The organism is Pseudomonas sp. NPDC008258, from assembly GCF_042956345.1.
In the GTDB taxonomy this organism is placed as follows: Bacteria; Pseudomonadota; Gammaproteobacteria; order Pseudomonadales; family Pseudomonadaceae; genus Aquipseudomonas.
In genome coordinates this window covers 19501-33569 of the sequence record NZ_JBIBGE010000015.1, presented here as the reverse complement: position 1 = coordinate 33569, position 14069 = coordinate 19501, and the positions used below count along the sequence as shown (strand labels likewise).

Sequence of the window (14069 nt, the reverse complement as noted above, 5' to 3'; positions counted from 1 at the left end):
CCCGGTCCAAGCTGGCACTGCTGTGAGAGTTGGGGCTTCTGATTTGCCCCAAGGAATGTTTGCAGTCAAGAGTGCAGCGGAAATGCAAAGTACTTGGAGGCTGGACATTCTCAGCTCTGCGGTAAAAGGGTGAGCCTAGAGAATATCTAGCCATCAATAATATTTATTGCAAAGCTGTGCTCTGAGGGCAGAGCTTGGTTGCTGATTGCTGCTCAGTGTCTTGTGCCTTTGGTCGCTTCTTCGACGGCATCGAGCAAGGCTTCTTCGGTAAACGGCTTAGACAAGCATGCAATGGCACCCTGCCGTATGGACTCCGACAGAGCACTATCGTCCCAATGAGCGGACATGCAGATCACCGGCAATGGGTTATCTAAGCGTATAAGCTCCTTTTGCACGTCCGAGCCAGACAACCCCTGCATCTTCAAATCGAGCAAAGCACAACCTGCTCCGAGTGCTTGCGGCGAGGCAAGGAAGTCCTCCCCTGATGCGAATGCCAAGGTGTCAAAGCCGGCAGAGCGCAGTAGGTTCGAAAGGCTCCTCCGTACGGATGAGTCATCGTCAACGATGCAGACGACAATCAAATCTGACGTATCCGAACTGAATGCTTCGCACTCAGAGTTTCTATTCATGCAGGTTCCTGATCCTCAGGATGGCGGTTCAATTTAATCGTGTTGTACATCGATACCAGCTCAATGAGTGATCTCGATTGCATCTTTAACATGATGTTCTTTTTATGGACTTTCGTTGTAACTTCGCTAGTGCCTATCTTTTGGGATATCTCTTTATGGGTCAGGCCACTCACGACTAGCGAATATACTTCTTTTTCACGGCTAGTCAGCTTGCCATACTTCTCGATCGACATTTTCATGTAATGCCATGCATCACCGCACTCTACTGCCTTCTTGCGAGCACTTGCTAATACATCAAGCAGATGTTCATCATCAAAAGGCTTTGTTAGGAATTCCTTGGCCCCTGCCTTCATTGCCTGGACAGTAATTTGAATAGTTCCGTTGCCGGTCATAAAAATGATTGGCCAAGGCGCTTTAATTTTTCTCAATGCCTCTTGCAGGTCGAGACCGCTCTTATCAGGCAAGTTGATATCCAACAAAATGCAAGCGTATGGGCTTTCCCACTTAGCGGCCAGAAATTCTTCAGCTGATCCGAACAATGCATGAGGTATATCTTCAGCACGGAGCAGTCGTGACAATGCGTTCCTGATAGATGCATCGTCATCGATCACGAAAACTCTTACGGCAGAGGCATCCACTGAGGAAGCTGTCTCTGTCGGTAGGATTATTTCATTTCGAGGCGGTTGAGTCTCAGCGATATCGATCTCAGCAGACAGACGGTATCCGCGTCGCGGTACGGTCTGTATCAGCTCCTGCGGACCGAATGTTTTGCGAAGCGAAGAGATCTGCACCTGGAGATTGTTTTCTTCAACAACGGTGCCAGGCCACACCTGGTTGATCAGATCATCTTTCTCAACGATCCGACCTTTCGCTCGGATGAGGGCGGCGAGGATGTCAAATGCACGGCCGCCGATACGGACCGGCCGACCGTCTAGGAATGCCTCTCGGCGCTCCAGGGAAATTGTCGCGTTGCCTAATCGGATCATGATGTTCTCAACATTTTTGACTAACCGACGTTGGCCGGAGCAAGGCCACGCGACCGTAAGCTTAATCCTGTCTTAATACAATTATGCTGGGGGATAGGGCTCATTTATGAATTGCTGCATGTATCTGTAATCGCAGAGTTAGTGTAACCGCTATTAGGGGTACTCGACGGTCATCAGGGGGCCTCATTCAGCCAAAGCTACCAGTGTCGTCCTACAACCGAAACGCCCTGCGTATACTCGACCGCGGAACGAAATGAATGGTTCATTAATGGTGGCACGATGCTAGAAGAACGTCTCCCTCACATGCTTTTGCGCGAGGAACTTATGCTAGATGAGGAGTGGCTGAATCGATGCAGCGTTTCCCTTCGAAGGCATGAGGGAGAGCTCACTTACTGTGACTTCTTTGATCCAGAGACCTCTAAGATCTGGATGGCAGCTCGTGCGCCGATTGAGTCACCAGCTGCCTGTCAGCGGCTTGAGCGAGACTACCGAATCCGGCTCGAGCCCGATTGGGCCATCCTTCCGGTGGGCTTCGTCCGTTCTGCGGAGGGGCCATTGATGATCTATCCGCCTTCCAGTGATCAAAGTCTTAAAAACTTGGTTACCGCAGGTGGCGTATCTCATGAGCGTTTCCTTCGTCTAGCGTCCAATGCCTCAAAATCTCTGGCTCTTGCCCACGAGAAGGGGGTAACGCACGGCTCTCTGCAGGCTCAGCACATCGTCGTTAAAGACGACGATTCTGTCAGGCTCAGTTGCTTTAGGGCTGACACGCTGGAGCTAATCAATACGGAAAGCTCCACAACGGATCATTGGAATTACCTAGCACCGGAGCAGGTGTGTCCGCATGGGTCTTTAACCGATCAGAGAAGCGACATCTACGCATTGGGTGCTGCGCTATACCAGTTGCTGGTTGGTGAGTTGCCTCTAGAAGGGCGGGACAAATCGCATTGGCGACAGCTACATGCAGGCGTGCAGGCGAAGCCACCTGCCGAGATCAACGCTGATGTTCCTCCCGTGCTCAGTGACATTCTGCTGAAGGCATTGGCCAAAGAACCGAACGCTCGCTATCAGTCCGCTAAAGCGTTGGCAGTCGACTTAGAGCACTGCTTGCGTCAGTGGTCGGCTAGTCGACTCATATCCCCATTCGTCCTGGGGACTGCTGATATCACCTCAATTGGCGGCGATGTTCTATTTGGTCGCGCTGAGGAACAGGCGAAGGTCGAGAGCACCCTTCGTGTGTTGCGTCGTGACAGCGGTCCTCGCGTGCTTACCGTTTCTGGTCCTGCGGGTAGCGGTAAGTCTTCATTGGTGACCTCCTCGCTACGAGCGCATACGGAAAGCTATTGGGCCTCAGGGAAGTGCAATACCTCTGATCAGGCGATTCCCTATGGGCCATGGAGAGACATCCTGGGGTCGTTGACTACCCAGTTGCTGATCAAAAACAGCAGTGACCTCGACTCAATCAAAGCTGACATCAGGAGTCGACTTAAAGGCCGTGGCAAGCTACTCGCGAAGCTAGCTCCTTATTTGAAAATCATCATCGGCCCCATGGCTGAACTTCCTGAAAAGCCTACGCGGCTCGCACTGGAGAGAGAAAACAGAGCGATTCTCGATTTCTTGGAGTTCTTCGGCGCGCCAGGTAAGCCTTTGGTGATTTTCCTCGATGACATGCAATGGGCTGATGACTCAACCCATTGCCTGTTGAGGGAGTATCTTGCCCGCCCGCTACGCAACACGCTTCTGGTACTAGCCTTTCGCACAGAAGACCAAGAGGCTTTGCAGGAATTGGATTCGAGCCTACTGCAGCAGGGGGCTTGCTCGATTCTTTCTCACCACATTTCTCTCCCCCCGCTATCAGTAGAAGCAGTGACAGCGCTGATCGCGCAACGATTCCATAGCCCGTTCGAAAGTGTCGTTGATGTCGCAAAACTCGTTCACGAGAAGACCGCCGGCAACCCCTTTTTCGTCAATCAGATCTTGAAGGTGATGATCGAAGATAAGCTGGTCGAATTCGACAGCACAAAGATGGGCTGGACTTGGTCTTTAAAGGCAGTCGCGCAGCATCGCTACGCTGATAACGTGGCCGATCTCATGATCCAGCGCTTGCAGCGTCTGCCTTCCAAACAGCAGGAGATCCTTCGGCTGATCGCTGCTGCCGGAGGAAAATGCGATGAAAAATTGCTGGCAGCACTGGCCAAAACTGATTCAGAGCTTTTGTCGAGTCGCCTTAAAAGCTTGGTCAGTGCTGGTTTCGTTTCATCGGTCCAGGGAGGCATTCTCTTTACTCACGATCGGGTGCTTGAAGCAGCATACGAATTGACGACGCCCGCGCAGCGCCCGAAGCAGCACGCTGAAATCGCCATCAATATGCACAAACTGTGGCGAGATGAGCTTCCTCAAGCGACCTTCGAAATTGCCAACCAGGTACATCTCTCAGAAAAAATTGCGTATCAGCCAAGCCAGGCTGAGGACTTCATCGCGTTGCTACTGGAAGCAGCTGCTCGAGCACGTGATGCGGCAGCATTCGATCAGGCAGCAGGCTACCTTGTCTCCGCCGAGGAGCTTCAGCAATCAAGCGGCTCCGACGAACTTCGACTCAAGTTCTCATTCGCGATCATGTGCCAAGCGGCGGAATGCGATATGCAGCTATCGGACATGGTCAGCGCGGAACAAAAAATTACAGAGTGCATGCGTCGCGCGAACAATGGGATTGAGCGTGCCCGTGGTCACAAACTCAAAGCCAAGCTCCTCACTCTGCGATCGGATTACGAATCTGCAATTGGCGAAGCTCTTGAAGGACTCGCAGGATTAGGGATAACAGTACATCGCGGTATCCTTCCAGACCTCGCTGCTGCCGAGCACGCCAAGATTCAGCAGCTGATCAGTAAGCGCGGATTGTTTGGGTTGGAGTCTCTACCAAGAGTCACGAATCCAGAAGCCGAAGCGGCCATCGAGCTCCTCGCTACCCTCGGCTCGTCTTTCTTCATTGAGGACGATATCCGGTTCCTGCACCTTGCCAAGATTATCGAGCTCTCTCTGCAGTACGGCATCGCTCCTGGCAGTACCTATGGCCTGTCGTGGTATGGCGTGATGATCGCTGAGCGTTTTGGTGAGTATCACGACGGTTATTCGTGTTGCTTAGTCGCTATCAAAATTATCGAACGCTACGGCTTCGAGGCTGACCTGACGGGTGCGCTGGTTGCGCTTGATCAAGTCAGTGCGTGGACAGCCCCGATGGAGTACTCCAAGCAGAAAGCTTCAGAGGCATTCGATACGGGACACCTGAGCGGCGACTTGGCAATGGCCTGTTACGCATGCAACCACTTAGTTTCTGACTCGTTGATCATGGGCGATCATTTGCAGGAGGTTGCCAAGGTGATCGACCGAGGTCTTGAGGTGGTTCGCAAGTACGACTACGCGGACGTCGAGAAAATTCTTGTCGCGCAGGAGCACTTCGTTCAAGAGCTTTCTGATGGATGTCCGCCAAGGCTAACGGTCGACTTGGCTTCTACGGAATCGCCGCTGTACGAAGCGATTGAGAGAGCGGCGACCTCCAAAACCACGCTTTTCTTCAGCTCGCTTTACGCTGGGATGTCTGCCTTCTATCTGGGAAATATCCCCTATGCTGTCCGCCGCTTCCAAGCCGCCCAGACAGTGGCATGGTCGGCACCTGCGCATATAAACCTTTCTGATTTATATCTGTTTTATAGTTTGGCTCTGGGAAGCCCAGAGGCACCAGGAACGACAGAGTCGAAACTCGAAGCGCTGTCTAATAACCGTGAACGCTTTGCTAGCTGGGCAGCCCTGAACCCCGTCACGTTCCGCAATAAGCTATTGCTGATCGAAGGCGTCATCGCCAAGTTGAACGGTGATGGACTCGTAGCGATTCGCTGCTTCGATCAGGCGCAAATTGCAGCTGCGGCAGCCGGTTTCCTCCACGAGCAAGCTCTTGCCCACGAGCAGCTCGCTGAAGTGTGTATACCTAGCGGTCTCATTTCCGGTGCAAATTTGCACCTTCGCGTAGCTCGAGACTGCTTCCACATCTGGGGAGCCAATGGAAAAGTTCGACAGTTGGAGACACTGCACCCGTTTTTGCGCATTCAGCCGGTTCAGGAAACCTTCAGGAGCTCATCCCAAGCCAACCTAGATTTGGAAGTCGGTATTGAGGCCGCGCGAGCGCTTTCAGAAGAGGTGCTTCTTGAGCGGCTCATTGAAACGCTGATGAGCCATCTGATGCAGCACTCTGGTGCTGACCATGGTGCATTACTCATCGTGAGCGGCGCGGAATTCCAAATGGCTGCGCTCGCGGACATCAATGATGATGGGCTCAATGTCACGATGGAGAATTGCCAGAAATTCCTGACTCAAGCCCCAGTTTCAATCCTGAACGCTACGATGCGTACCAAGTCAAACCTGGTGTTGCATGATGCTCTGCTCGAGTGCCCAGATGCTTTCAGGAGTGAACTGCAGCAGCGAAATGCCCGTTCGGTGCTTTGCTTGCCGCTTGTAAAACAGGGAGTGCTGATTGGCTTGGTTTATCTGGAAAACCGATTGGTACCTCATCTTTTCGGTTCTCAACGTCTGGCCATGCTGGAGATTCTTGCCTCTCAAGCTGCGGTTTCGCTCCAGGCTGCGAAGTTCTTCACGCGGCTGGCGGAGGATAATCAGATCAAAGCTCAGATGGAGGAGGAGCTTAGGCGCTCCCGAGCAGAGCTGGCCCGCACCGCCCATACGCAAGTAATGGGTGAGCTCTCCGCATCCATTGCTCATGAGATAAGCCAGCCGCTGTTGGGGATCGCATCGAATGCTGCCGCGAGTTTGCGTTGGCTAAAACGAGGCACACCCAACATGGACGAAGCGATCGCAGGTCTCGAAGATATTCGAGCCGACAGTGAGCGAGCTGCTGGTATCGTGAGGGCTCTTCGCGCGCTAGCTAAGCAAGTACCCGCCCAGTTGAGGGCTATCGCTCTGGACGATGTTGTTCAAGAAGTGATTAGGTTGACTTCAGCGGAAGCGCTGAAGCAAGGCGTGAAAATTGAAACCGATTTTGACGCCCAAGTGCCCGTTATGGCGGATTCGGTGCAGATCCAGCAGTTGGTCTACAACCTTATCAACAATGGCCTGGAGGCCTTATCAGGTTTTCGCACTGGTGATGGTGTGATGCGGATTACGACCCGCAGAGTGGGTGAAGTTGTTGAGGTGAGCGTCGATGACAACGGTCCCGGCATCCCCTTGGACGAACGCGAACAAATCTTCGGAGCTTTCTACACGACCAAGACACAGGGGCTGGGGATGGGATTGGCGATCTGCAGTTCGGTTGTGAAAGCTCACGGGGGCAGACTGTATGCAGAGACATCCCCCTCCGGAGGTTGTCGTATTCGGTGGTGTGTTCCTATTTAGCGCTGGCATGGTGATGAGCGGTACTGAGGCTATGAGCCGGACCGTCGATGCATGCCCAGATAGCGGCGAATGATGGCCTCCATCTGGGCATACACCCCTTGAGCCAATGGGGTTAGGCCACGACCGCTCGAATGGTAATTTCCACAAGTTGCTCAGGGAACGCCAACCCGGAGACGCCGATGAGGTTACTGGCAACTTGCGGTGTTTCCACTCCATAAAATTCTTTGCGTACTTTACCGCAGGCAGCGAACGCTGCAGGCACATCGATGACGAAGATGGTCTCTTCCACAACATCATCCAAAGAGGCGCCAAACTCTTCGAGCAGTGACACTATGTTCACATAGGTCTGCCTCATCTGAGCTTCCATGGTCGAGAAATCTGCGGGCTTACCGCTGTCATTCAACGCTGCGGGTGCAATCAGATTACCTTCCCGATCATGGCTCAACTGACCGGACAGGTAGATGGTGTCCTTAACTTGCACAGCTTGAACGTACCCGTACAAACCTTCCCAGGCGACACCGAAGCTGGCGGTTTTCTTTGGCAATGCTGTTTTTTTATCAGACATGATTTTTCCCTAATGATTAATATGGCTTGAGATAATTAAGTAGGTGCTGTGAAGCAATGTCTAAATACTAAAGAAACTCTACGTCCGGAAAAACCCATCAAAGCAGATCACACTGTCTCGTCTTGCGAGACAATCATCTGTTTTGCGTTGTGACATTTGGGGCCGCAGTTATGAAAAAGCCTGCGATAGCAGGCTTCTTCATAGCACACGCCTCTATTTGGAGGTCAGTGCAGCGTAGCTGTTCATCAGGTTGCGGTAGTTAGGAATGCGCTGGGACAGCAGGTTGCCCAGGCCTTCAATGTCGTTGCGCCAGTCGCGGTGCAGCTCACAAGCTACCGAGAACCAGTTCATCAGCTGAGCGCCGGCTTGAGTCATGCGAGCCCACGAAGCTTGCTGCACGGTTTCGTTGAAGGTGCCGGAAGCGTCGGTCACAACGAACACTTCGAAGCCTTCAGCCAGGGCGGACAACGTCGGGAAAGCAACGCATACGTCGGTTACAACACCAGCGATGATCAGCTGCTTGCGGCCGGTAGCTTTGATGGCTTTGACGAAGTCTTCGTTGTCCCACGCGTTGATCTGACCAGGGCGCGCGATGTACGGAGCGTCCGGGAACATTTCCTTCAGCTCAGGAACGATCGGGCCGTTCGGGCCCTGTTCGAAGCTAGTGGTCAGAATGGTTGGCAGACCGAAGAATTTGGCCAGGTCACCCAAGGCCAGAACGTTGTTTTTAAACTCGTTTGGCGAGAAGTCCTGCACAAGCGAGATGAGGCCGGTCTGATGGTCTACCAGCAGGACCACGGCGTCGTCTTTGTTCAAGCGCTTGTAATCTGGATTGCTCATGTTATTGCACCTTACGCGGGTGGATGAAAATTGCGGTTTGTTAGAACGTGAAGAAGGAGCAGTTGAGGACGCCCCAGAAACCTTGGAGATCGCTGCCAGGCACGTTGGAGAGCCGAGTCTTTTCATGGCTGTGAGCGTAGAGGCCGCATGGTCAGCTAAATCTCACTTTGGATAGTCGGTGTACTGGATTTGCTAAGCCATGGGGCAAACAGACGCATCGCCGCAGGCATGCAGAGGTACACAACGAGCGTTACGATTGTTGCGGTGATCACGATGTTGCTACCGAGGTAGCCGGCCCAGAAGGGGTGCAGACCGAGAACTGGCATCCAGAGCTTGGGGACGATCAAGCTCAGCGGCAGAATCACCAGGAAGGAGATAACCGCTTGCTTCCAGCGTGGGGGCTGCTGCTGATTTTCAGCAGCCGGCGCAAACCAAAATTCGCTGCCTGTAGTGACCTCTGTTTGATCCCCATCTGCCAGCATAGGCAGTGCTTCTTGAACTAGATCGTGCCGTTCCGCCGAGTCGAGCCATGACTGCATTACATCCGTCGAGCAAAAGCGCAGCACACAGGTAAAAACTTGAAGCCCGCCACGATTGTCCCGGTGAATGTCAGCACCCAAGTGACCTTCACGTCGGCTAGCAACGTTCACCGTCTTCTTCAACCAGGTTTCATAGGCTGCCTCGTAACCAGGCTTCACCCGATGCTTGATGACAAGCGTCACGATTTCTTCGTGGGCACCCATGTTCACCTCTATGAAGTAACGCCAATGCGGCAAAAAGTTGAACCCTCGCTCATGCACGAGGATCTTTAGAATTTCAGCAATGGGCTCTTCTCGCTATTGTCCCGAGGGATATACCCCGAGGTGTAGCTAGCCATTAATAGATGTATCAAATTGATTCAATTGCGATTTCGGCCCGCCATTTTCTTGGAGTAACCCCTGCCGAGCGCGTGAAAGCTTTCGTGAAATGCGCTTGATCACAGAACCCTGCTTCCAGTCCCACCTCGGTAAGGGTCAGCGAGGTAGTGAGCAATTCCTTGGCTTTCTCTAGGCGTGCATTCAGGCGCCACTCGACCGGCGATACCCCTGTACTGAGCTTGAAAGCACGCGAAAAATGGCTGCGAGTTAGGTCGCAGGCGTGGGCGATCTCAATGATCCCCATGGGGCCGCTCAAGTTAGCCAGCAATAGCTCAGTTGCCCGCCGTAGGTGATGCGGCGCTAGGGAGCCGGGAGTCGCTTTTTTTTCGTTACCCCAAAGGCTCTCCGGCACGGAAGTTGGACGCTGTGAAGCAAGTTCGGTCGGCTTGATTCGAAGAAGCGCCTCATCAATTCCAACGAGTAACTGGATGTGTCGATGGTTGGTCGATTCAGCCCGAACGGCTTGTTGATAGCTCATAGCGACTCTCCATTTCAGTACTGGAGAGTTTGGCAACTGTCCGCAAGCAAAGTCCTTAGGAAGTTCTTAAGACTTATTAAATCAGTTCAGCAGCATTCGCTAGGACGCTCGCCATTGCTGAGTGGTATGCCTGGCAATGTCGAAGGGTGATCATGCCACTGGGCGGCAAACGTCGCGCACTATCTGGCATTTCCACAGATCCAATCGGGTCATTTCTGTACGAATAGGTGGTATTTTAGCCCCAATGCTGGCTCTACCTTCCCTACTGCCGCATTGAATCCATCACTCAATTCCAAGGCTGGAACTGTATTTCAACGGCTCCTATGCAGGCGGCGCAACATGCAAGAAGGCGAGACAGCCAAAACGATAGCCATGGTCGTGTTTGATGGCGTTTTGATGCTAGACATCACCGGGCCAATGGATGCATTTGCGGTGGCGAACCGTTTCCTTCCTGAGGAAAGACGGTATCGCATGCTGACGCTAGGGGTTGAGGATGGATTGATTCGAAGCTCTTGCGGGCTTCAGGTTAAAGCCGATTTTGCGTTGGCCCAAGCGCCTAGTGATGTAGATCTGCTATTAGTTCCAGGCGGGCCAGGGGCTTACGACGACCCTCATCCTGTTATTCAAGAGTGGCTTCCCGAAGCAGCGCGAAACGCCAAGCGTTTTGGTGCCATTTGCACGGGGGCGTTCCTGCTGGGCAAAGCAGGTCTGCTTGATGGATATCGCTGTACTACTCACTGGAACTATATCGGCAGACTGGCTCAGCGACATCCTGAGGCAAAGGTCGAGAGTGAGCAAATCTATGTTGTTGACCGCAATCTGATCACTTCAGGGGGGATCACTGCGGGGATCGACATGGCGCTGGCGATCGTCGCTGAAGACCATGGGAAGGAGCTCGCCTTGGAAGTGGCCAAGGTGCTGCTGGTCGTTATGAAGCGGCAAGGGGGCCAGACGCAATTTGGTCCTTTGCTGGCATCAGTGACCCGAGATGGCTCGCCCGTAGCTAGGGTTCAAGCTTACGTCGTTGATCACATCGAACAGATGTACTCCGTCCAGTCGATGGCTGACATGGTTGCCATGAGTTCGAGGAATTTCGCTAGGGCGTTTCAGCGGGAGGCAGGCCTGACTCCGATGCAGTTCGTACAGAACGCCAGGATTGATCACGCGCGAAGGCTGCTTGAGGGAACAAACCTGCCTCTCAAAACCATCGCGACTCGATGCGGGTTCTGCACCGCCAAGTACATGCGGAAGGTGTTCTGTGAGCGTATCGGGGTGAGCCCTAATCAGTACCGTCAACAGTTCGGAGCGGAATGAAAGCGCCCTGTTGGTGGCCTGGCTCTCCTCAGCGATTTCGCTGAGCGATCCGTAGGGGCTGCACCCGGAGCAGCCAGCCGTACAGCACGTCTATGCAAGAAATAATCCTCTAGCGGTATTAACCTAATCCCGCAACTTAAGGCTTTTTGTTGCATTTGGAGGACAGAGGCGTGATCTCCTTTTCACTATCCTTTGTCGATGCCCCCCGGTTTCAAATCGATAGTGTTGATCCTCGGGCTCCAAGCCCCGACCCAGCATAGTCTTCCCCCATTTGAGACTTTGCTCGGTCACTCCGTTACGTCCTCCCTTTAGGCCGCGATCCCTACTGCACAGAATGCATTGGAGGTCGCGGTTTTTTTTCGGAAGTTTTTTAAGTCTTCAATTTGAGATCTGCTGCCTCTGAAGAGGCTGCAGCTTGCGACCGTAAGCATTCCTTTCGTTGAAGCGATTAGCTCTGTGGCGCTTATTAGCGCTACGATTTGTAGATTGTCTCAGATCTGGAAACAGTTAAGTTTATATTTGTCATATTGTTGCTGAAACGTGGTGCTTTTATGATTTCGCCATCTCAAGCCGATCCGGCTAACTCAAGTTAGGAGCAACGAAATGAACTCTGTGAAGGATACAACTGCAATTATTGGCCGCGTGTTGCTGGCCGTCCTGTTCTTACTTAGTGGCTTCAGCAAATTAGCCTCGCCCGAAGGTACGATTGCCTACATTGAATCGAGCGGCCTGCCGTTCCCGGTTCTCAGCTACCTGGTGGCGTTGGGCGTTGAACTGGGGCTCGCAACATTGCTGATCATCGGGTTTCAAACGCGCATCGTATCTGTGGTCATGGCTCTGTTTACAGTGATCGCCGCGCTGGCCTTCCACAACGAGCTGGTGGACCAAGGTCAATTCATCAACTTCTTCAAGAACATCTCGATCGCGGGCGGTTTGTTGCAGATCGCAGCATTCGGCGGTGGGGCAATAAGCGTGGATGCTCTCTTGAACAATATGAAAGCCCGAGCCACAGGTAACGCAGCTCTGAAAGCAGCCTAAGCCGGTCGATCCCGTGTTCGATTCAGGTTACGAAATGCAAAAGCCCCGGCAGCGAAACGGGACTTTATTTTGCTCAGATAACCGCCGCCTACTGCCTTTAGATCTGATGGCTGTAGAACAGAGCGACGTATCGATACAGGCGTAGAATTGTCGAATCCCAGCGTTGGAGTGATGAAACGAAAGGGTACCTACCCGCTGGGTTTCGCAGATTTTCGCCCCAGTCCAGATCCGATCTTGGAACTTGAAATCCGAACCGAATTTCTGCCGTCGGAAGAGGCTTCGGGCTAGACGGCTACACCGATACCCACCGTTCTGATCGGCATAATTGTGCGGTGAGCTGCCTTCCACTGGTGGCCGCTGTGGGGCGAAATCGGGTCGTCGCCACTAGTCGCCACTAATAGAGACGTGACTCTAGACATCAGCTAAAGGTGCTCACAACGTCACTGATTCGGCTTCATGAGTCATGTTGATGATATTCAATACTCAGGCTAATACTAAGGTATAAGCTTGGGGAGGCAAAAACATGCAACCAAGATTCGTTATCGTTCCTGCTGTACCGATAGAAAAGGAGGCCATTCAATCAGGATCTCGCTTCTACGCGGTTACAGTGCCGGGTGGGTTTGACATTTACGATAATCAAGAGAAGCTTCGGCTGGAGCCAAGCTATCCGACCAAGGCGCTAGCGGAAGCAGCGCGTGCAAGGATGAGCAGCGAATGTCGTAATCCAGACGAACTTTTTCCAATTTTGCGCGTGGAATGCTCCGGCCTGGAATGACACTGTTGAGGTTGTGCTGCAGGTTGTAATCAGCTCCGCCTTTATTTGAAGCACGGAAGCAGCCTTCATGAATGACCGCTTTGGCCCCCTAGGCTTCCTTTCACCCAAAACAGCCACAGGCCTAGAGCGGTCTTGCGCAGTTGGCAAAAAATTGCGAAGAAACTGAAGAATCGCTAGGCGCTGGGTGCTTGCGCTCTTTGGAGATCTTGTCGATCCAGGTAACCATGATCCATGCAGCGCCGGCCACGGTCGCCATAAGCCTCCAGCACCCCAGCACCCCAGCGACAATTATCGCAGCCTGCTACCAATCACGCATCGTCGGTTCGGAGCAGACCATCTGCAGCCTATGACGCATAACGCGTTGAGTGCTGGGTGTCTGGACGCACTTCACACGTGATGCTAATTTGATGGCTCGCCTTGAGGATTCTGGCCATCTCGATATTGCGATGGTTGCCAAAGAACAGTTGGACGCTGCGTCCTACCCCACTGTACCCAACGGGAAATCTGCAGCGAAGTCTGAACCTCCCCGCCAACTGCTATATGAGACTGGGAGAACAGCGAGGGAGGGATGCGATGAGCATTTTCGAACGAGCTGGTTCAGCAGCTTTACACCTGCGCCTTACGGCGTTCGGTAGCGTCGTCGCTGTGCTCTGCACAGCTGGCGTTGCCCCAGTAACCGCTGTTGTACTGGTGCTTTGCGTTGCTGTTGTCCTGACAAAGGTGTGAGGCTAGGAAGGCCGTGTGCGCGGATGCGGCCTTTCAAACCTTTGGATTCCACCACCCAGCTTACAGGGATATCACATGAACTTGGATATGGACGACCTGCGCGGCAAGCTGCAAGAGCGCATTGATCAGATTAACAGCGCGCCATCACTGAGCGAGCTGATCGACTCCGGTGAAATTATCAAGCACTCGCGCGGCTATGAGGTTCGCTCGGAAAGAGCTTGGAAGGCGATAGCTCCTCACTTAAAAAGCATCTTCTCTCCCACAGATAAGTCGAAGCCAACTCTCGTCACGCTTTACCGGAGAACGATCAATAAGTGCTCGATCAAAATCTAGCGAGAGGGTCTCCGGCTACAGAATGTTTTTCGGCACGCCCATGGGGCGTGCTGCCACATTGAAGGAAG

Annotated in this window: 12 protein-coding genes; 5 read left to right on the top strand and 7 right to left on the bottom strand. The window is 53.0% G+C overall.

The annotated features are described in order from the left end of the window. Positions 1 to 212: 212 nt before the first annotated feature. Positions 213 to 629 carry a response regulator gene (locus tag ACFY9W_RS14150; protein ID WP_391131217.1) on the bottom strand — a complete coding sequence of 139 codons (417 nt, stop codon included), beginning with the start codon at positions 627 to 629 and terminating at the stop codon, positions 213 to 215. Beyond that, a complete protein-coding gene (locus ACFY9W_RS14145) occupies positions 626 to 1615 on the bottom strand; it encodes a response regulator (protein WP_391131214.1) in 990 nt (329 codons plus the stop codon). Before ACFY9W_RS14145 ends, ACFY9W_RS14150 begins: the two co-directional genes overlap by 4 nt. A 279-nt stretch (positions 1616 to 1894) precedes the next feature. Between ACFY9W_RS14145 and ACFY9W_RS14140 the strand changes: the two genes are divergently transcribed. Then, positions 1895 to 7015, top strand: a complete 5121-nt coding sequence (locus tag ACFY9W_RS14140) for an AAA family ATPase (RefSeq protein ID WP_391131211.1) — start codon at positions 1895 to 1897, stop codon at positions 7013 to 7015. 112 nt (positions 7016 to 7127) lie between these two features. On the opposite strand, the gene ACFY9W_RS14135 is transcribed toward ACFY9W_RS14140, so the two are convergent. The 4 genes from ACFY9W_RS14135 to ACFY9W_RS14120 all read right to left on the bottom strand — a co-directional run bounded on the left by ACFY9W_RS14135 (position 7128) and on the right by ACFY9W_RS14120 (position 9689). Further along, a complete protein-coding gene (locus ACFY9W_RS14135; RefSeq protein ID WP_391131208.1) occupies positions 7128 to 7580 on the bottom strand; it encodes a Rid family hydrolase in 453 nt (150 codons plus the stop codon). Positions 7581 to 7793: 213 nt separating this feature from the next. After that, the gene (gene ycaC / locus ACFY9W_RS14130; RefSeq protein WP_391131206.1) at positions 7794 to 8420 is read right to left on the bottom strand and encodes an isochorismate family cysteine hydrolase YcaC; all 627 of its coding nucleotides are present in this window, start codon (positions 8418 to 8420) and stop codon (positions 7794 to 7796) included. A gap of 155 nt (positions 8421 to 8575) precedes the next feature. Continuing rightward, positions 8576 to 9163: an antibiotic biosynthesis monooxygenase gene (locus tag ACFY9W_RS14125; protein WP_391131204.1), complete on the bottom strand. Its 588-nt coding sequence runs from the start codon at positions 9161 to 9163 to the stop codon at positions 8576 to 8578. Positions 9164 to 9308: 145 nt separating this feature from the next. Next, positions 9309 to 9689, bottom strand: a complete 381-nt coding sequence (locus ACFY9W_RS14120; protein WP_391131411.1) for a helix-turn-helix domain-containing protein — start codon at positions 9687 to 9689, stop codon at positions 9309 to 9311. Positions 9690 to 10154: 465 nt separating this feature from the next. On the opposite strand from ACFY9W_RS14120, the gene ACFY9W_RS14115 reads away from it, so the two are divergent. Continuing rightward, positions 10155 to 11129, top strand: a complete 975-nt coding sequence (locus ACFY9W_RS14115; protein WP_391131201.1) for a DJ-1/PfpI family protein — start codon at positions 10155 to 10157, stop codon at positions 11127 to 11129. 603 nt (positions 11130 to 11732) lie between these two features. Beyond that, positions 11733 to 12167 (top strand): DoxX family membrane protein, encoded by a 435-nt coding sequence (locus ACFY9W_RS14110; protein ID WP_391131198.1) that lies wholly within the window; start codon positions 11733 to 11735, stop codon positions 12165 to 12167. A 27-nt stretch (positions 12168 to 12194) separates the two neighbouring features. Here ACFY9W_RS14110 and ACFY9W_RS14105 read toward each other — a convergent pair whose 3' ends face one another. Then, complete coding sequence (locus tag ACFY9W_RS14105) at positions 12195 to 12515, bottom strand: acyloxyacyl hydrolase (protein WP_391131195.1); 321 nt, start codon at positions 12513 to 12515, stop codon at positions 12195 to 12197. Between the two features lie 175 nt (positions 12516 to 12690). On the opposite strand from ACFY9W_RS14105, the gene ACFY9W_RS14100 reads away from it, so the two are divergent. After that, on the top strand, positions 12691 to 12942 hold the full coding sequence (locus ACFY9W_RS14100; protein ID WP_391131192.1) for a hypothetical protein: 252 nt from the start codon (positions 12691 to 12693) through the stop codon (positions 12940 to 12942). A gap of 813 nt (positions 12943 to 13755) precedes the next feature. Further along, positions 13756 to 14001 (top strand): hypothetical protein, encoded by a 246-nt coding sequence (locus tag ACFY9W_RS14095; RefSeq protein WP_391131189.1) that lies wholly within the window; start codon positions 13756 to 13758, stop codon positions 13999 to 14001. Positions 14002 to 14069: the final 68 nt, after the last annotated feature.

Coding starts and splice junctions, on each gene's coding strand:
- ACFY9W_RS14150 (WP_391131217.1), bottom strand. CDS start 629: ATGAATAGAAACTCTGAGTGCGAAGCATTCAGTTCGGATACGTCAGAT.
- ACFY9W_RS14145 (WP_391131214.1), bottom strand. CDS start 1,615: ATGATCCGATTAGGCAACGCGACAATTTCCCTGGAGCGCCGAGAGGCA.
- ACFY9W_RS14140 (WP_391131211.1), top strand. CDS start 1,895: ATGCTAGAAGAACGTCTCCCTCACATGCTTTTGCGCGAGGAACTTATG.
- ACFY9W_RS14135 (WP_391131208.1), bottom strand. CDS start 7,580: ATGTCTGATAAAAAAACAGCATTGCCAAAGAAAACCGCCAGCTTCGGT.
- ycaC (WP_391131206.1), bottom strand. CDS start 8,420: ATGAGCAATCCAGATTACAAGCGCTTGAACAAAGACGACGCCGTGGTC.
- ACFY9W_RS14125 (WP_391131204.1), bottom strand. CDS start 9,163: ATGGGTGCCCACGAAGAAATCGTGACGCTTGTCATCAAGCATCGGGTG.
- ACFY9W_RS14115 (WP_391131201.1), top strand. CDS start 10,155: ATGCAAGAAGGCGAGACAGCCAAAACGATAGCCATGGTCGTGTTTGAT.
- ACFY9W_RS14110 (WP_391131198.1), top strand. CDS start 11,733: ATGAACTCTGTGAAGGATACAACTGCAATTATTGGCCGCGTGTTGCTG.
- ACFY9W_RS14100 (WP_391131192.1), top strand. CDS start 12,691: ATGCAACCAAGATTCGTTATCGTTCCTGCTGTACCGATAGAAAAGGAG.
- ACFY9W_RS14095 (WP_391131189.1), top strand. CDS start 13,756: ATGGACGACCTGCGCGGCAAGCTGCAAGAGCGCATTGATCAGATTAAC.